This is a genomic window from Burkholderia sp. 9779_493 (genome assembly GCF_015712215.1).
Lineage (GTDB): Bacteria > Pseudomonadota > Gammaproteobacteria > Burkholderiales > Burkholderiaceae > Burkholderia > Burkholderia cenocepacia.
In genome coordinates, this window is sequence record NZ_JACCQA010000001.1 from 301712 (window position 1) to 320179 (window position 18468).

Below are 18468 nucleotides of genomic sequence, written 5' to 3' on the forward strand. Positions count from 1 at the left end.
CGGAGAACCGATGTTGAATACCCTCGATTCCGTTCCCTCGACCACCGTCGCCGGCCGTCGTGTCGTGTTCCGCACGCGCGGCAACGCGCACGGGCCGGTCGTCCGCATGGTCAGCCCGTCCGACGTGGGCGAGATGATCAAGCCGTTCGTGTTCCTCGACCTGATCGATACGCGGGCGCCGCTCGGCAAGCCGGCCTTCGGCTGGCATCCGCATTCGGGCATCGCCACGCTGACGCTCATGCTCGACGGGCACGGCACCTATGTGGAATCGACGGGCCACGAAGGCCCGATAGGGGCCGGCGACATCGAATGGATGAGCGCGGGGCGCGGCGTCTGGCATACGGGTTCCGTGGTGCCGCCGGTCAAGGCGTTCCAGCTGTGGGTGGCGTTGCCGCCGGGGCGCGAGCTGGCGCCGGCGTTCAGTCAGCACCTGTCGATCGACGACATCCCGACGGACGGGCCGGCCCGCGTGCTGCTCGGCCGCCACGGCGACGCGGTCAGCTCGGTCGATGCGCCGCCGGGCATCAACTACGTCGTCGTGCAGTTGAAGGCGGGTGAGCGCTGGACCTGCCGGCCGCCGCAGGGCCACCGGGTCGGCTGGACCGCCGTGATGGACGGCCGCCTGCGCACGCCGGACCCGGTCGGGCGGGGCGAGCTGGTCGTGTTCGACGCGTCCGACGCGCCGATCGAATTCGAGGCCGTGACCGACGCGCGCTTCGTGGTCGGTACGGCGATTCCGCATCCGCACGATCTTCATCTGGGCGCCTACTCGGTGCACACGAGCGCCGCCGCGTTGGTGGAAGGCGAGCGCGAAATCGGGCGTATCGGCCGTGAACTGCGCGCCAGGGGCGTGATGCGCTGATGCTTTCGTCATCGTCGATATCCGGCCTCCGTTCAAGGCGGCCGGCGTGCCGAGACGCCGCGCCCGCGGGGTGTCGCGCTTAGGTGTTTATACGTATGCCGATTCCGACATCGGCTCAATCCAATATTTCATTGGAAGGTTATCGGACTTGTTTCTAGACTGATGCGGGGCCTGTATACCGCGCCGGCCGAACACGCCGGCCGGCGCAGCCCGATCCGCGCCAGCGCCACGCAGAAACACAACAGCGCCGCGGCACACAACGACATCATCGGAGACGGACCATGACATTCATCAGGAAGCTGGCGGCCGGCGCGATCGTCGCCGCGGCGACGGTGCTGGCAGGCGGCGCGCACGCGCAGCAAAAGCCGATCACGCTCGGGTTCTCGCAGGTCGGCGCGGAAAGCGCATGGCGCACCGCGAACACCGTGTCGGTGAAGAGCGCGGCGAAGGACGCCGGCATCAACCTGAAGTTTTCCGACGCGCAGCAGAAACAGGAGAACCAGATTCGCGCGATCCGCTCGTTCATCGCGCAGAAGGTCGACGTGATCGCGTTCTCGCCGGTCGTCGAATCGGGCTGGGAGCCGGTGCTGACCGAAGCGAAGGCCGCGCATATCCCGGTGATCCTGACCGACCGCGGCGTCGACGTGAAGGACCCGTCGCTGTACGTGACGATGATCGGCTCCGACTTCCTCGAGGAAGGGCGGCGCGCCGGCCACTGGCTGGAAGAGCGCTACAAGAACGACGCGGGCCCGATCAACATCGTCGAGCTGCAGGGCACGGTCGGTTCCGCGCCGGCCAACGACCGCCGCGCGGGCCTGCTCGAAGTGATCAAGAACAATCCGAAATTCAAGGTGATCGCGTCGCAAAGCGGCGACTTCACGCTCGCCGGCGGCAAGCAGGTGATGGAAGCATTCGCGAAGACCTACGGCAAGCAGATCAACGTCGTCTACGCGCACAACGACGACATGGCGCTCGGCGCGATCCAGGCGATGGAAGAGGCCGGCATCAAGCCCGGCAAGGACGTGAGCGTCGTGTCGTTCGACGCGACCAAGGGCGGCTTCCAGGCGATGGTCGCGGGCAAGATCAACGTCGACGTCGAATGCAGCCCGCTGCTCGGCCCGCAGCTGATGACCGCGGTGAAGGACGTCGTCGCCGGCAAGCAGTTGCCCAAGCGCATCGTGACCAACGAAACGGTGTTTCCGATGAACGTCGCGGCGCAGGTGCTGCCGACCCGCAAGTACTGACCTGTCCGCCCGGGCGGCGGCCTGGCGGCCACCGTCCGGGGACGCTTCGAGGGAGGCTGCATGCAGAGTTCGCCGGTGGTCGAGATGATCGGCATCGACAAGTCATTTCCGGGCGTCAGCGCGCTGCAGCGCGTCGACTTCCGGCTGTTTCCGGGTGAGATCCACGCGCTGATGGGCCAGAACGGCGCGGGCAAGTCGACGCTGATCAACGTGCTCACCGGCGTGCATGCGCACGATGCGGGCGAGATTCGCGTCGGCGGCGCGCCGGTGAACTTCGCCGCGCCGCGCGAGGCCGAGGCGGCTGGCATCCAGACGCTCTATCAGGAAGTGAACCTGTGCGCGAACCTGTCGGTTGCCGAGAACATCTTCGCGGGCCGGCAGCCGATGCGGCGCGGCGCGATCGACTGGAAGACGATCCATGCGCGCTCGCGCGACGCGCTCGCCGAACTCGACCTGGCGCTCGACGTCACGCGCTCGCTCGATTCATATCCGATCGCGGTGCAGCAGATGGTCGCGATCGCGCGCGCGGTGTCGGTCGACGCACGCGTGCTGATCCTCGACGAGCCGACCTCGAGCCTCGACGACGGCGAGGTCGCGCGGCTGTTCGACGTGCTGCGCCGGCTGAAGGCGTCGGGCATCGCGATCCTGTTCGTCACGCACTTTCTCGAGCAGACCTATGCGGTGTCCGACCGGATCACCGTGATGCGCAACGGCGAGCGCGAAGGCGAGTATCTCGCGCGCGACCTGCCGGTCGACCTGCTGGTCGCGAAGATGACCGGCCGCGAGCGCATGTCCGAGACGCTGCAGGCGGGCGCCGCGGCGGTCGAGCGCGACACCGCGACCCCCGCGCCGTTCCTGTCGATGCAGCAGGTCGGCCGGCGCGGGATGATGAGCGCGCTCGATCTGGACATGCGCCCCGGCGAGATCGTCGGGCTGGCCGGGCTGCTCGGCTCGGGCCGCACCGAAACCGCGCAACTGGCGTTCGCCGCCGCGCGTCCCGATACCGGTGCGATCGAGATCGGCGGCGCGCGCACGCGGCTCGCATCGCCGCACGATGCGGTGCGCCACGGCATCGCGTACTGCCCGGAGGACCGCAAGAAGGAGGGCATCGTCGCCGCGCTGTCGATCCGCGAGAACATCGTCCTCGCGCTGCAGGCGCGGCGCGGCTGGTGGCGGCTGATCGGGCGGGCGCGCCAGCGCGAGATCGCCGACACGTACATCGCCCGGCTCGGCATCAAGGCGCGCGACGCGGAGCAGCCGATCGGGCTGCTGTCGGGCGGCAACCAGCAGAAGGTGCTGCTCGCGCGCTGGCTCGCGACGGACCCGAAGCTGCTGATTCTCGACGAGCCGACGCGCGGCATCGACGTCGCCGCGAAATTCGACATCATGGAGCGTGTGCTCGCGCTGTGCGCGCAGGGGCTCGCGATCCTGTTCATCTCGTCGGAGATCGGCGAGGTCGTACGCGTGAGCCACCGGATCGCGGTGCTGCGCGACCGCCGCAAGGTCGCCGAATTGACGGGCGCCGATGCGTCCGAGGAGCAGGTTTACCGGTTGATCGCGGGAGGCCAGTCATGAGGCGGTTACGCACGCTGTTTCGTCACCCGCTCGCGTGGCCGGTGCTGACGCTCGCACTGCTGTTCGCGCTGGACGTCGCGCATCGCCCGGGCTTCCTGTCGATCGCATTGCTCGACGGCCACCTGTTCGGCGCGCCGATCGACATCCTCAATCGCGCGGCGCCGCTCGTGATCGTGTCGCTCGGGATGACGCTCGTGATCGCGACGCGCGGGATCGACATCTCGGTGGGCGCGATCGTCGCGATCGCCGGCGCGGCGGCCGCGATCGTGCTCGAGGCGGATCCGTCGCGGGTCGGCATGGCGCTGGCCGCCGCGCTCGGCGTCGGGCTGCTGGCCGGCGCGTGGAACGGGCTGCTGGTCGCCTTCGTCGGGATGCAGCCGATCATCGCGACGCTGATCCTGATGGTCGCGGGGCGCGGCGTCGCGCAATTGCTGACGGGCGGCCAGATCATCCCGATCGGCGCGCCCGGCTATCTCGCGCTCGGCGGCGGCTATCTCGCGACCGTGCCGTGCGCGGTGTGGATCGCGCTCGCGACGATCGGGGCGACCGCGCTGCTGGTGAACCGCACGGCGCTCGGGCTGTTCATTCGCGCGATCGGCGTGAACCCGGTCGCGACGCGGCTCGTCGGGCTGCGTTCGGGCGCGGTCGTGTTCGGCGTGTATCTGTGTTCGGGCGTGATGTCGGCGCTCGCGGGCATCCTCGCCAGTTCGAACGTGCGCAGCGCCGACGGCAACAACGCGGGGCTGCTGCTCGAACTCGACGCGATCCTCGCGGTGACGCTCGGCGGCACGTCGCTGCTCGGCGGCCGCTTCAGTCTCGCGGGCTCGGTGCTCGGCGCGCTGATCATCCAGACGCTCACCTACACGACCTACTCGATCGGCGTGCCGCCGGAGGCGACGCTCGTCGTCAAGGCGGTCGTCGTGATCGTCGTGACGCTGATCCAGTCGGACGCGGCGCGCGCGCTGCTGGTCCGGCACGCGTCGCGACTGCTGCCTTCCGCGCGATCGCGCGCCACCACCACCGGAGCGACGCCGCGATGACCCGTTTCCTTGGCCGCCTCGCCGATCCGCGCACGCTGCCGATCGTCGTGACGATCGTGCTGTTCGTCGCGCTGTTCGGTTTCGGGTCCGTGATGTACACGGGCTTTTTCTCGATGCAGGTGCTGACCGGGCTGCTCGTCGACAACGCGTTCCTGCTGATCGTCGCGATCGGGATGACGTTCGTGATCGTATCCGGCGGCATCGACCTGTCGGTCGGCTCGGTCGTTGCGCTGACAACGATCTTCTGCGCGGTGGGCGCCGAACGGCTGCACTGGCCGGTATGGGTGATCGTGCCGCTCGTGCTCGCATTCGGCGCGCTGTACGGCGCCGCGATGGGCGCGCTGATCCACTATTTCCGGTTGCAGCCGTTCATCGTCACGCTCGCCGGCATGTTTCTCGCGCGCGGCGCGTGCTTCCTGATCACGACGCAGTCGATCACGATCAACCAGCCGGCGTTTCATGCGATCGCCGGCATCAGCGTGCCGGTCGGCGGCGGCACGCTGAGCGCCGGCGCGCTGATCGCGCTCGCGACGCTGGCCGTCGCGATCTACGTCGCGCATTTCACGCGCTTTGGCCGCAACGTGTATGCGGTCGGCGGCAACGAACGCTCGGCGCTGCTGATGGGCTTGCCGGTCGCGCGCACGAAGATCGGCGTCTACGCGCTGAGCGGCTTCTGTTCGGCGCTCGGCGGCGTGGTGTTCACGCTGTACGTGCTGTCGGGTTACGGGTTGCAGGCGCAGGGAATGGAGCTCGACGCGATCGCCGCGACCGTGATCGGCGGCACGCTGCTGACGGGCGGCGTGGGCTACGTGATCGGTTCGGTGTTCGGGGTCGGCATCCTCGGCACGATCCAGGTGCTGATCACGTTCGACGGTACGCTGAGTTCATGGTGGACGCGGATCGTGATCGGCGCGCTGCTGTGCGTGTTCTGCGTGCTGCAGCGGGTCATCGAGCGGCACGCGACGCGGCGGCGCACCGGCGGCACCGGGCTCGGCGCGCAGCGGCCGACGCGCGATACTGCCCCCGCGCGGCCGGCGCCGCCGGAAGAGGACATCGCGCTGGTCTCGACGATGCGGCGGTCGTAGTGCGACCGCGCCCCCTTTGCGCGAGGAGAACGGCATGAAGCGTGATGACATGACGGCGGGCGTGGCCGATACGCTGGCTATCGAGCACGGCCGCCGGCCGCTGCTCGACCTGGGCGACGCGCGCGACTGCCGGATCGTGGCCGATGCGCTGCGGGTGCTGCTGCGCGAACGTTCCGAAGCGCTGGCGTTCGCGATGCGCGTGGCCGACGAGCATGGTCGCCCGCGCCCGGATGCCGGCGAATTCGGCCTGACCGACATCATTCGGCTGACCCGCGTGGTCGAGCGGGCCGATCGGCAGCGCGAGCGTACCGCGGTGAAATGACGCGTACGGGTTCGCGCCGTCAGGCCGGCCCGGTCGCGTCCGTCTCGGTGTCGAACGACGTATCCGCGACGCGCGTGCGTTTCAGCGAGCCGGCCAGTTTTTCGATCGCGTGCAAGTCCAGTGCGTCGAGGTGCGCGCGCATTTCGTGTACGAACGGCGCGTGATCCGGCTCGTCCACATACTGGCCGAGCCATTCCTCGATATCGGTCAGCCGGCCTTCGCCGGCGAGCGCGATCAGTTCCGCGAGTGCATCGGCGGGCGGGCTGCGCATCGCGGGCGCGGCGCGGGCCGGCTGCGCTTCGTCGGCCGGATGAAACCGCCTGACGAGCCCCGACGCCGGTGCGAGCGCATGGCCGAGGGCCGGCGCGACGACCGCGAACGAGAACGACGTGCCGACGCCCGGCTGGCTCGCGACGGCCAGCTCGCCGCCCATCGCGGCGACGATCCGCTGCGCGATGAACAGGCCGAGCCCGGTGCCGCCGTTCACGGCCTGCACCTGCTGGTACGCGCGGAAGATGTCGGTGGTCGCGGTGATGTCGATGCCGATGCCCGTATCGGCGACCTCGAACAGCAGGCGCCACGCGTCGCCTTCGCGCGACGCGTGAACCGACAGCGTGACCGTGCCGCTGCGCGTGAATTTCGATGCGTTGGACAGCAGGTTCAACAGCACCTGTTGCAGCCGGATGCCGTCGATCAGCACCGTGCGCGGCAGCGCCGTGACCGGTTGGTAGACGAACCGGTTGTCCTGCTGCGCGCACAGCGCGAGCGCGTAGTGGCCGATGTCGTCCAGCAGCCCGGGCAGGTCGGTGCGGTCGGGCGCGACGCCGAGCGGCTGCAGTTCGGCCTTCGTGAACGCGAGCAATTCGTCGATCAGCGCGAGCTGGTAGCGGATGCTGCGGTCGATCGACCGGATCAGCCGCGCCTGGCCGCGCGTCGCGCCTTGCAGCAGCAGCTTCGCATAGCCGTTGATCGTCGACAGCGGCGCGCGCAGGTCGTGGCTGACGTAGCCCAGCGTCTCGATCTTCTGCTGCAGGTGCGTCTTCGACTGTTGCAACGCATCGTTGAGCGCCACCGTGCGCCGCGCGACTTCGTCGCGCAGCCGGTCCTGTTCGGTGAGCTGCCAGTGTTCGAGCCGCTTGCGCGCCTCGGTGCGTTGTTTGCCCACGTGGTGAATCCACGCGGCCAGCACGAGCAGGTGCGTCGCGAGCCCGATGATCGCGATGACGGGGTTCGGAAAGACGTCGGACCGAATCCATGACAGCACGGACGGCAACGCGTCGCGGCCATCGAGCATGCGGATCAGCATGTTGAACGTCGCGAACGCGACCGCGATCAGCATCACGCGGCCCGTCGGCGTGCGCCGGATCACGAGCATCAGCGCCAGGCTGATGTTGACGATCGCGAGCGCGGTGTTCAGCCACAGGCAGAACCGTGCGAAGGTCCCCAGATCGCCGAACGCCGCGCCGGCGATTCCCGCGCATTCGAGCGCGAGAAATACCACGTACACCGCGCGCATCGGAATCTTCGCCTTCTCGCGATGCGCGACCATCAGGATGAAGACGATGAAGCACGCGACCGACAGGTACGCGAAGATCGTTTCGCCGCGCGTCGACCATTCTCGGGCGGCGGGGGACAGGGCCATCGCGAGATAGCCACGGTACGCGGCTTCGAACAGCGCGGTGTTCAGGGTCAGCACGGCCAGCACGTGGAACACGCCGCTGCGCGAGAAAAAGCCGATCAGCAGCGCGCACCAGACGAGTGCAAGCAGCCCGCCGAAGAAGCCGAAGTTCCACATCGACGCGTGCAACTCCTGCGCGATCCACGCGTCGCGGGTGAACGCGATCGGCGCGAGCCGCATTTCCTTGCGCGACGTGATGCGGATCAGCACGGGGAGCTGTTCGCCCGCGCGCAGCGTGACGTCGAGGGTCGGGTAGCGCGACGGCGCCTCGCGCGCGTCGCCGCGATCGGCCGGGAAGCTGTGGTCGGGCAGCCAGCGACCGTGCCGCTCGACATAGAAGTCGGCCCGGTCGACGCGCGCATCGCGAATCGCCAGCACCAGCGGGCGCGTTTCGCTGTCGCGATTGATCAGCGTCGCGCGGACCCACCACGCCGAGCGCGAGAACGTCACGTTGAACGACGGGCGGGATGCCGTGGCCGCGTCGCGGCGCGCATCGTCGAGCCGGGCGGCCACGTCGGCGACGGACAGCGTCGTGCCGGCGTCTTCGAACACCGCGACGGCTTCGAGTTGCGCGGGATTTGGCGCCGTTGCGGCACGGGCCGTCGCGCACGTGACGGCCAGCGCCGCCAGCAGCAGGAGCAATCCGCGACATCCCGCTGCCCATGCCGCGTATTGCCTACGCATCGCCGTGGTGCCCCCCGGGTGCGGCCGGCGCGCCGACCGCGTGGCGTTGGCGCCGCCAGTCGGACGGCGTGATGCCGAAGCGTTCGCGGAACGCCGTCGCGAAATTGCCGGGCGTGGAGAAGCCGATTTCCTCGGCGATGTCGCCGATCCCCATCGACGTTTCCGACAGGAAGTGCATCGCGGCGCGCAGCCGCGTGTCGCGCAGGTACTCGAACACGGTCTGGCCGAGATGATCGCGGAACACGCGCGACAGCCGCTTTTCGTGCGTGCCGACCTGCCGGGCGAGTTCCTCGAGCGCCGGCGGATGGCGCAGGTCGCGCAGCAGCACGTCGCTCGCGGCGCGCACGAGCGCCGCGTCGGGGTTGTCGGGCAATTCGGGCAGATGCGCGAACGGCTGGCTGCGCCGCCCGCGCTTCAGGTGATTGCGGATGCGCGCGATGACTTCCGCCGGTTCGAACGGCTTGACGATGTAGTCGAGCGCCCCCGTTTCGAGCCCCGCGATGCGATCCTCGAGATCGCCGGCGGCCGTCAGGATGATCACCGGAATGGATTGCGTCGACGGGGTCGACGCCAGCAGCCGGCTCGCGGCGAAGCCGTCCATGCGCGGCATGCGCACGTCCATCAGGATCAGGTCGGGCGCGATGGCCTGCGCGCGGTGATAGGCCTGCAGCCCGTCGAACGCGACGCTGATCCGGCACTGCGCGGCGCGCAGGATTTCGGTCAGGAGCCGCAGGTCGTTCGGGCGATCGTCGACGATGAGGATATGTGCGCCAGCGAGATCCGGCGTGGTGCGTGGCGACGCCGAACTGGACAAGCGGGATGGCATGGTTGCGAACGCGTTGGAAGGGAATGGCCTGTCAGGTCGGAGGCATCGCTATCTGCACGATTGTTGCAAAAAATTATATGCCGACAACAGTATCGCCTGTGAGGATTCCGTGCGGCGCGTGTGGACTTGTCGGGCGGGCGCGGGAACGGCCCGGCGAGGTGGTTCGCTGCCGACGAAATGATTCGGAAAAATGTGCCGAATCGATTTTGATAATTCCGGTCTTTATTTCCGGTCATATGGACTGGTGGAATCGAAATGGCCCGAATGATGAATTTGTGAGCGTGCTGTCGAAATTCGATGGTGCGGTCTGAATTGAATCTGCTAATTCATTGTCGTGGTGATTAAGTTTTCGTTGATGTCGCGGGGATATTCCGCTTTCCGGAAAATCGAATTTCCTGCGAATGTGTATGAATGTAAATGCTGTCCGCTCGGGAAAAGGATTTGTCCGCTGCGGAAAAGGTTTGTTTGAGCGAATGCCGGCACACTAGCCCCGACGCGGCTGGAATCGGTTCTTTCCCCGACTCCGGTTGCCACGAAAATTGCTGTTTCCGTCGCCTCCATGGCAGCCGATATTCAATGTCACATTGAATGATGGCATTCTCAGATGATGAGAGGACGGTGACAAAAGAATAACAGGCACGAGGGTAATGAAAACGTCATGATTCGTGAAATGCTAGATATACAAGGCGAATCGAGAAATGACGGCGTGGGTGTGGGTGAAAGGCATCGAGCGAGAAGAAATCGTCAAGCAAATTCGATCGATTAATTCGATGCCGGGGTCGTTCGTCGAGTAGCCGGTTTTTTCCGGAAATCCGGAAAAACGGGTCGCCCGCCGGACGGAAAGGGGTGAGTGGTTTCGCGTGGGCCGCCGGGCGGTTTGATCGATCCGAAGGCCGTGCGCGGCGCTCTATCGAATCAGGCGGATACGAAAAATATGAATACGACAAGCATGGCAGGTCAGGGCCTCGGGTCGATCGATCCGGTGCCGGCTGTCAGCGTCAGCGATCCGGCGGCGCATGCTTCAGACCCGGGGACAGCATGGCGCCTTTCGCCGCCTGAATGACACATGACGGGCCGCCCGCGATGCGGGCCGGCCTCCGTTCGTCCAGCGTCCGAGCGACGCTTTTCCGATGAGATTCGAAGTCGCCCGTCGGCGGGTGCGACGGTGGACGCGCGTGCGGTCTCGCAGCGCGGCATGCACCGTGTCGCCGCCGGGCCGGCGAAGTCGATTTCCATGAGCCGCTAGCCGGCGATCGTGATCGCGTGTCGTGCCGAACGGGCACGCGCGTCGATCGGCCGTGCCGTTGCGATGGTGTCGAGCGTGTCGAGCAACGCTGTTCGTAGTTTTTATTAGTAATGCGAAGTAGCAAGCGGAGCGTCGCGGGGCAGGCGAAAGCGGAGAGGGTCCGCGCCGCGCCTGATGTCGCGTTCGCTGTTGCGTCATCCAGCACATGAGAACCGAGGGAACACGAGATGAACAAGTCGTTCAAGTCGATCTGGAACGAAGCACTGGGAGCCTGGGTTGCGGCTTCGGAACTTGACCGGGCGCGCGGGAAGCGGGTGGCGTCGTCGAGAAGGGCGGCCGAGCACGTCGCGCAGGCGGGCGCCGCCGTGCGCCCGGGCGCGCATGCAGGGTTGTCCCCCCGGCGTATCGTGATGACGCTGGCGGCCGCGTATCTCGGGCTGTTTCAGGCCGGCGCGCACGCGCAGTATTCGGCGGGCGGCGGCTCCGCGACCGGCGGCGCCAGTTCGATCGCGGTCGGTAACGGTTCGGTGGCCACGCAGGTGAATTCCACCGCGTTCGGTAACCTGTCCACGGCGGCAGGCACATCAGCCACGGCACTGGGCCCGGGTGCGCACGCGATGGGTGACGGATCGACGGCCATCGGCATCAATGCGCAAGCGACCGGCGTCAACAGTGCATCGCTCGGCGTTCAGGCGATCGGATCGGGGAACTACTCGGTCGCGATCGGCAACCTGTCGAGCGCGACCCAAAGCGGTGCGGTGGCGATGGGCAGCGGCGCGGCGGCGACCGGCGTTTCCGCGGTCGGGCTCGGCAACAACGCGCTGGCTTCCGGCCAGTATGCGGCCGCGCTCGGTCTCGGCGCGAGCGCGGCCGGCGCGCAGAGCGTGGCGCTCGGCTATGCAACGCATGCAACCGACACCGGTGCGGTCGCCGTCGGCAACCAGGCGACGAGTTCGGGCGCGGCCGGCGTGGCCGTTGGCAGCGGTGCGCTGACGAGCGGTAATTCCGGCGTCGCGATGGGCGTCAACAGCGGGGCGAAGGGCACGTCGTCGATTGCGATCGGCTGGGGCGGCACCGCGGGCGTACCCGGGTCGGGCACGCAGTCGCTCGGTACGAGCTCGATCGCGATGGGCTCGAACACGACGGCCGGCGCGGACAATGCGCTGGCATTCGGCCTGAACGCGAACGCGTCGGGCGTCAGCTCGATCGCGATGGGCGTGCAATCGACCGCGACGGCGCTGTTCGGCGTCGCGCTCGGCAATCTCGCGCTCGCGACCGGCACGTCGGCAACCGCACTAGGCCCCGGCGCGACTGCATCCGCCGTCGGGGCAACCTCGATCGGCATCAACAGCGTGGCGGCGGCGGACTGGACCGTCGCGATCGGTGCGACCAACTCGGTCGCGGCCGGCGCGGGCGCCGGTTCGATCGCCGGCGGCAACAACTCGAAGGTGCTGGGCGGGACCGGCGCCGTGGCGCTCGGCCAGGGCCAGACCGTGAGCGGTGACGGCGCCGTCGCGATCGGCGATCCGAGCAGCGCGATCGGCACCGGTGCGGTCACGATGGGCTCGAACAACACCGCGAACGGCAACGGCGCGGTGGCGATCGGCAATACGAACAATGCGCAGGGCACGGGTTCGCTCGCACTCGGCAACACGTCGACCGCCGCAGCCGCGGGCGCGATCGCGTTCGGCGCGTCGGCCGTCGCGAACAATGCAAACGATGTCGCGCTCGGCTCCGGTTCAGTGACGGACGTGCCGCATCCGACGGCGACCGGTACGCTCGGCGGCGTCACGTACAACTACAACGGTACGAATCCGACGAGCGTCGTCAGCGTCGGCGCGGCGGGCACCGAGCGCCAGATCACCAACGTCGCGGCCGGGCGCGTCAATTCGGCGAGCACGGATGCGATCAACGGTTCGCAGCTTGCCGCGACGAACACGGCGCTCGATTCGCTGTCGACGTCGACGGCGTCGAGCATCACGTCGTTGTCGACCGGGGTTTCGTCGTTGTCGACGGGCCTGAGTTCGACCAACAGCGCGGTGACGTCGCTGTCCACGTCGACGTCGACCGGCATCAGCTCGTTGTCGACGGGCCTCAGCTCGACCGACAGCACGGTCGCGTCGCTGTCGACTTCCACGTCGACGGGGCTGTCGTCGGCCAATAGTTCGATCACGTCGCTGTCCACGTCGACGTCGACGGGTATCAATTCGCTGTCCACCGGGTTGAGCTCGACCGACAGCACGGTCACGTCGCTGTCGACTTCCACGTCGACGGGCCTGTCGTCGGCCAATAGTTCGATCACGTCGCTGTCCACGTCGACGTCCACGGGTATCGGTTCGTTGTCCACCGGCCTGAGTTCGACCAATAGCGCGGTGACGTCGCTGTCCACGTCGACGTCCACGGGCATCGGTTCGTTGTCCACCGGCCTCAGTTCGACCAACAGTTCGGTGACGTCGTTGTCCACGTCGACCTCGACGGGCATCAGCTCGTTGTCGACCGGCCTGAGTTCGACCAACAGCACGGTGACGTCGCTGTCGACGTCGACCTCGACGGGCATCAGTTCGCTGTCCACCGGCCTGTCGAGCACGAACAGTTCGATCACGTCGCTGTCGACCTCGACCTCGACCGTCGTCGGCTCGCTGTCGACCGGCCTCAGTTCGACGAACAGCAACCTGACGTCGCTGTCCACGTCGACGTCGACCGTCGTCGGCTCGTTGTCCACCGGCTTGAGCTCGACCAACAGCTCGATCACGTCGCTGTCCACGTCGACCTCGACGGTCGTCGGCTCGCTGTCGACCGGCCTGAGCTCGACGAACAGCAACCTGACCTCGCTGTCGACCGCCACGTCGACCGGGATCAGTTCGTTGTCGACGGGCCTGAGCTCGATCGCGAACAACAACACGAACCTCGGCAACAGCACGGCCGGCGCGATCGGCGGCGGGGCCACCTACGACCCGACCACCGGCACGATCTCGGCGCCGTCGTACGTGACGTACAACAGCGACGGCTCGACCACGATCAACAACAACGTCGGCTCGGCGATCGACAACATCAACGCGCACGGCATCAAGTACTTCCACGCGAATTCGACCGCGCCGGACAGCCAGGCGGTGGGCGTCGACAGCGTCGCGATCGGACCGAACGCGATCTCCAAGGTCGACGGCAGCATCGCGCTCGGCTCGGGCTCGGTGGCTGATCGCGCCGTGGTGCCGTCGTCGGGCATCCTGCGCAACGGCAGCGCGTCGATCCCGTTCGACACGACCGACCAGACGCTGCTCGGCGCGGTCTCGGTCGGCGATGCGACGAACAAGACGTACCGCCAGATCACCAACGTCGCGGATGGCACCGGCCAGCAGGACGCGGTGACGGTGCGGCAGCTGACCGGCGCGCTGCAGTCGTTCGCGGTCACGGGCCAGAAGTACTTCCACGCGAATTCGACCGCGGCGGATTCGCTCGCGGCCGGCGCGGAATCGGTCGCGGTGGGGCCGACGACGGTCGTCAACGGCGACCACGGCGTGGGCATCGGCAACGGCGCGATCGTCGACCAGACCGCGCCGGGCGGCGTGGCGATCGGGCAGGCGGCGAGCTCCGCGCAGGCCGACGCGATCGCGCTGGGCAGCGGCGCGACGGCGACCGGCGCGCAGTCCGTTGCACAGGGCGCGAACGCGGTGGCGGTCAGCGTGGGCAGCGTCGCGCTCGGCTCGGGTGCGCGCAGCACGGCGACCGATGCGCTCGCGCTCGGCGCCGGTGCGTCGGCGACGTTCGCGAACAGCGTCGCGCTGGGCGCCGGTTCGCTGACCACGGTCGGCGCGCTGACGAACTACGTCGCGTACGGGCTGAGCAGCCCGCAGTCGTCGGCCGGCGAAGTGAACGTCGGCAACCGGCAGATCACGGGGCTCGCGGCCGGCAAGAACGGTACGGATGCGGTGAACGTGTCGCAGCTCGATTCGATCGCGAACCAGTTGACGACGCTGATCGACCAGCGCACGACCAACCTCGGCGGGCAGTACACGACGAACCCGAACGGCGCGAACGTGCCGCCGGGCTCGACCGGGGCGAACTCGTCGGCGGGCGGTTCGGGCGCGGTGGCATCGGGCTCGAACAGCACGGCGGTCGGCAACAGTTCGCTCGCATCGGGCAACGGTTCTACGGCGATCGGCGTGGGCTCGACGGCATCGGGCAACAACTCGACCGCGCTCGGCACGGGCAGCAACGACGGCGGCCGCTCGAACGTCGTTGCGGTCGGCTCGGCCGATTCGGCGCGGCAGGTCGTGAACGTCGCGGCGGGCACGCAGGGCACGGACGCCGTGAACGTGAATCAGCTGAATGCGGTATCGAACCAGTTCACGCAGTCGCTGAACACGGTCAACAACCAGCTCACGCAGATGCAGCAGCAGATCCAGCAGACCGATTCGATGGCCCGCGAGGGGATCGCCGCGACCGCCGCGATGGCGTCGATCCCGCACATGGACCGCGATTCGAACTTCGCGATGGGGGTCGGCACGGCGACGTTCCAGGGCCAGAAGGCCATGGCGGTCGGCGTGCAGGCGCGCGTCACGGAGAACCTGAAGGCGACGCTGAACGGCGGTTTCGCCGGCAGCCAGCGCGTCGTCGGCGCGGGCATGCTGTATCAGTGGAAGTGATCGCGCGCAGCGGTTCGTTCCGGCACGCGCTGCCGGAGCGGACCGCGCCGAACGCAAACGTGCGCGGATGCGTCGCGACCTCGCGCCGCACGCGCCGTGCTCATCGCATTCTCGGAGTCATCAAGTGAAAAAACACCATCTTGTCCTGCTGGCGTCCGTCGTTTCCCTCACGGCCTGCTCGAGTGCGTCGGGGCCGACGTACAACGCATACGAACTGCAGTCGCGAAACGGCATCCGGACGTTCCAGGTCGACTGCCACGGCATCCTGTCGACCGCGAAGACCTGCATGAAGGTCGCGACGCGCATGTGCGGCAACGAACCCGTGCGCCTGGTCGACACCACCACGCCGTACCGCGACGGCGCCGATCCGCATTCGATCGTGTTCCAGTGCGGTGCGGCGCCCGCGCCGGCCGCCGCGGCCGTCGCGCCGGCGCCCGCGCCGGTCGAGAAGGTGAGCCTGACCGGCGATGCGTACTTCGCGACCGACTCGGCCGCGCTGACGCCCGCGGCCACCGCCGCGCTCGACAAGCTGCTGAACCAGCAAGGCGACCGCCATTTCGCGCGCGTGGAAGTGGACGGCTATACCGACGCGACCGGCTCGGATGCGCACAATCAGGCGCTGTCGAAGCGCCGGGCGGATGCGGTCGCCGGATATTTGCGCGAGCACGGGCTGAAAGCGGATTCGTTTGCCGCGAACGGTCACGGCGAAGCGAATCCGGCGGCATCGAACGATACGGTCGAAGGACGGGCGCGCAATCGTCGCGTGGAAATCTCGCTGCAGAAGTAGGGCGCTGCGACAAAATTGCCGCAAGCATGGCCGTCGAAGCCTGGCGGCTCGCTTGCGGCGATGATGCACGACGCAGACGGCGGCGGGAGGGAAGATCCGTCGCTGCGTGTGCATGCGGAGTCCGTCGCCTGGCGACGACGCCCCGCATGCTGCCTTGCGTCCGGCACGTGGATCGCCATTCGCACCGGGCCGTGGATCGACGCTCAGTGCCTGATCACGCAGACGGCCACGATCTCGTAGCCCGGGTCGGCATGCGCGCTCGCGGCCTTCTCCGCTTCGTCATACGAACCAAAGGAGGCGGCATCCTCGATGGCCGGCGCCATGCCGATGTCGCCGTCCTCGGCGGTGTAGAGGAACTGCTCGCCGGTCTTCACGACATAGATGGACATCATGATTCCCTCCAGGGTTTGCAGGGGGAAATTTCAGTCTAGCAGGCAGCAACGAAATCGGCGGCCGACGCGAATTCCGGCCGTCAATCGGGGCCGGTTCGTCGATTCGGCTCGCCGTGAAGGGCCGGATTCGCAGCCGTGGATCGGCGGGCGCGAAGCGGCGGCCGTGATGCGCGCGGCAGGGCGGAAAGCCGTGCACAATACGCGCATGCGAGCCCCCGATCTTGAATGCCTTGTCGCCGTCACCATGCCCTTCGGAAAATACAAGGGCCGACTCATCGCCGACCTGCCCGGCCCCTACCTCAACTGGCTGGCGCGCGAAGGGTTCCCGCGCGGCGAACTCGGCCGACAGCTCGCGCTCATGCACGAGATCGACCATAACGGCTTGCGGCACCTGCTGGAGCCGTTGCGCAAACCCGCGTAGCACGGCGTCGCGCCCAGCCGGTTGCCCGAACACGGTCCCGCGACTTCCTTCGCGTCTAACCGATCTGCGTGTTCAGGCGTTTTGCCCGCGCAGCAGCCACAGCGTCAATTCCCGGAGCTGATTGACCGTGACGCGTTCGCGCAGCAGGAACGTTCGCAGATACACCGCGCCGATGAGGCAGTGAAGCAACGGCATCGGGTCCGCATCCCTTTGCCACTCTCCCCGCTGCGTCGCGCGTTCGAAAATCTGCTGGACCGCGGAAAACCGGTTGGTCCACAGCCGGTGCAACTCGCTGGTGACGCCGGCGTCGTTGTAGGTGGCGAGCACGAACTGGATCGCCGACCGGCCCACCCCGGTGCGCAAGTAGCGCACGGTTGCCGACATGAGCGCGACGAGATCCGCATGCAGCGAACCCCGATTGGGGATCACGATGTTCTCGGCAAAAAGCTCGAACACGGCCTCCATCACCAGCCCTTCCTTGCTCTTCCAGCGGCGATAGATCGAACTCTCGTTCACGCCGGAAAGCGCGGCGACCGCGCCGATGCTGAGCCGCTCGAAACCGGATTCCTGCAATTGGGCGATGGTTGCCGCGACCACGGCACCGCGGACGCGTGCGCTGCGGCCGCCAGGGCGGCGGCGACGCGATGGCGATTCTGGTTCGGCGGAATTGGGCATGAGCGGATTTTACACGCGGCGTCGAGGGCTGATGGCGGGACGTTCCATGTCGAACCCGTGCCCGACCGAGCCGGGACGGGCTCGCTTGCGGTAAACGCTAATGCAAGTTTACTTGCATTAGCGGGCGAGATGCGAAAACATGTCGTCTCGTTCGATAGCGCTCAGGAGGTTGAATTGAAATCGGTGACGTTTTTCAAAGCCGGGACAGAGGTAACCGGCGAAGACATCCTCAGGATGGAAGTCAAAAGGGCGCGGCACATGATGGCCCTGTTGATGGACAAGCTCGGGGCGGACGGCATGGTAAAGGTGTTCGCGAAGGAGATCGCGGCACACGAGGCGAACGAGCGGGACTGGTCGCGGCGCGCCAATGGTCGCTTCCGTTCGTCGGTGGCCGAGGCGCACGTCGCGGCGGGCGACGGTGCGGCGTTCATCAAGTGGTTCTGGGACGGCTACCGCGGCCCGAACAGCGCCGCGATGCTGCGCGCTCACCCCGAACATCTCGGCGCGCTATCGCTTCCCGGCGAGCGCGTGGGCATTCTCGAAGTGCCGGGTCATACGCAGTTCCCCGCGTTGCTGAAGTTCCGACATCTGGACGACTGGAGCGGTGTCCCGATCGAACTGGCGCCCGATATGCCGCATCGCATGATGGGGCGAATCGAGTCGATCGACGGGGAGACGGTCGGGTATCTGCTGCATCAATTCAGGGATACGTCGCCGGGGTTCGATGCACGGCTGGAAATTTTCTGGCCGTCGACCACGCCGGACGACTTGATTCGCGGTCACGCGGACCACCTGATGGTCGAGTGGTACAACTGGTTCGAGCTCTACGCCCTCACGCGGACGCAACCGGACGACTTGATGCCGTTGGCCTTTTCCGTGAACGCATGACTTTCCGCGGGCTCGCCCGTTGCGGGCGGGCAGTCCAGCGCAGCGCCGTCATGTTTCGTCACGCTTTCAGTGGCAGGGCAGTATCGATGCATATCGATAT

General features: G+C 67.4%; 15 protein-coding genes. 11 read left to right on the top strand and 4 right to left on the bottom strand.

Translation table 11 applies throughout. The features are described 5' to 3' along the window. Nucleotides 1–10: 10 nt before the first annotated feature. The 6 genes from H0X95_RS01305 to H0X95_RS01330 all read left to right on the top strand — a co-directional run bounded on the left by H0X95_RS01305 (nt 11) and on the right by H0X95_RS01330 (nt 6128). The gene (locus H0X95_RS01305) at nt 11–862 is read left to right on the top strand and encodes a pirin family protein (protein ID WP_034203973.1); all 852 of its coding nucleotides are present in this window, start codon (nt 11–13) and stop codon (nt 860–862) included. Between the two features lie 281 nt (nt 863–1143). Next, nucleotides 1144–2106 (top strand): ABC transporter substrate-binding protein, encoded by a 963-nt coding sequence (locus H0X95_RS01310; protein ID WP_006482235.1) that lies wholly within the window; start codon nt 1144–1146, stop codon nt 2104–2106. 60 nt (nt 2107–2166) lie between these two features. Then, nucleotides 2167–3681, top strand: coding sequence for a sugar ABC transporter ATP-binding protein (locus tag H0X95_RS01315; protein WP_006498027.1), 1515 nt, complete (start codon nt 2167–2169; stop codon nt 3679–3681). Then, nucleotides 3678–4721 (top strand): ABC transporter permease, encoded by a 1044-nt coding sequence (locus tag H0X95_RS01320; RefSeq protein ID WP_006498028.1) that lies wholly within the window; start codon nt 3678–3680, stop codon nt 4719–4721. Before H0X95_RS01315 ends, H0X95_RS01320 begins: the two co-directional genes overlap by 4 nt. Continuing rightward, nucleotides 4718–5806 (top strand): galactofuranose ABC transporter, permease protein YjfF, encoded by a 1089-nt coding sequence (gene yjfF, locus H0X95_RS01325; protein WP_006498029.1) that lies wholly within the window; start codon nt 4718–4720, stop codon nt 5804–5806. Before H0X95_RS01320 ends, yjfF begins: the two co-directional genes overlap by 4 nt. A gap of 16 nt (nt 5807–5822) precedes the next feature. Beyond that, nucleotides 5823–6128: a hypothetical protein gene (locus H0X95_RS01330; protein ID WP_226244984.1), complete on the top strand. Its 306-nt coding sequence runs from the start codon at nt 5823–5825 to the stop codon at nt 6126–6128. A gap of 19 nt (nt 6129–6147) precedes the next feature. Here H0X95_RS01330 and H0X95_RS01335 read toward each other — a convergent pair whose 3' ends face one another. Beyond that, nucleotides 6148–8490 carry a sensor histidine kinase gene (locus tag H0X95_RS01335; protein WP_059723884.1) on the bottom strand — a complete coding sequence of 781 codons (2343 nt, stop codon included), beginning with the start codon at nt 8488–8490 and terminating at the stop codon, nt 6148–6150. Next, the gene (locus tag H0X95_RS01340) at nt 8483–9316 is read right to left on the bottom strand and encodes a response regulator transcription factor (protein WP_006498031.1); all 834 of its coding nucleotides are present in this window, start codon (nt 9314–9316) and stop codon (nt 8483–8485) included. The genes H0X95_RS01335 and H0X95_RS01340 overlap by 8 nt, the downstream gene beginning before the upstream one ends. Here H0X95_RS01340 and H0X95_RS01345 point away from each other — a divergent pair. The 3 genes from H0X95_RS01345 (at nt 9310) to H0X95_RS01355 (ending at nt 15992) form a co-directional block, all read left to right on the top strand. Then, a complete protein-coding gene (locus tag H0X95_RS01345) occupies nt 9310–9627 on the top strand; it encodes a hypothetical protein (RefSeq protein WP_124633086.1) in 318 nt (105 codons plus the stop codon). The genes H0X95_RS01340 and H0X95_RS01345 overlap by 7 nt on opposite strands. A 1162-nt stretch (nt 9628–10789) precedes the next feature. Further along, nucleotides 10790–15205 (top strand): YadA-like family protein, encoded by a 4416-nt coding sequence (locus tag H0X95_RS01350; RefSeq protein ID WP_043205877.1) that lies wholly within the window; start codon nt 10790–10792, stop codon nt 15203–15205. A 124-nt stretch (nt 15206–15329) separates the two neighbouring features. After that, nucleotides 15330–15992, top strand: a complete 663-nt coding sequence (locus tag H0X95_RS01355; protein ID WP_006498034.1) for an OmpA family protein — start codon at nt 15330–15332, stop codon at nt 15990–15992. Between the two features lie 203 nt (nt 15993–16195). On the opposite strand, the gene H0X95_RS01360 is transcribed toward H0X95_RS01355, so the two are convergent. Then, complete coding sequence (locus H0X95_RS01360) at nt 16196–16384, bottom strand: hypothetical protein (RefSeq protein WP_059723882.1); 189 nt, start codon at nt 16382–16384, stop codon at nt 16196–16198. 205 nt (nt 16385–16589) lie between these two features. Here H0X95_RS01360 and H0X95_RS01365 point away from each other — a divergent pair, with 205 nt between their 5' ends. Next, nucleotides 16590–16805 carry a DUF3820 family protein gene (locus H0X95_RS01365; RefSeq protein WP_058903869.1) on the top strand — a complete coding sequence of 72 codons (216 nt, stop codon included), beginning with the start codon at nt 16590–16592 and terminating at the stop codon, nt 16803–16805. 72 nt (nt 16806–16877) lie between these two features. Here the strand turns inward: H0X95_RS01365 and H0X95_RS01370 are convergent, their stop codons facing one another. Next, nucleotides 16878–17480 (bottom strand): TetR/AcrR family transcriptional regulator, encoded by a 603-nt coding sequence (locus H0X95_RS01370; protein ID WP_059723880.1) that lies wholly within the window; start codon nt 17478–17480, stop codon nt 16878–16880. A gap of 183 nt (nt 17481–17663) precedes the next feature. On the opposite strand from H0X95_RS01370, the gene H0X95_RS01375 reads away from it, so the two are divergent. Next, a complete protein-coding gene (locus H0X95_RS01375) occupies nt 17664–18368 on the top strand; it encodes a hypothetical protein (protein WP_230204669.1) in 705 nt (234 codons plus the stop codon). The last annotated feature ends 100 nt before the right edge of the window (nt 18369–18468 follow it).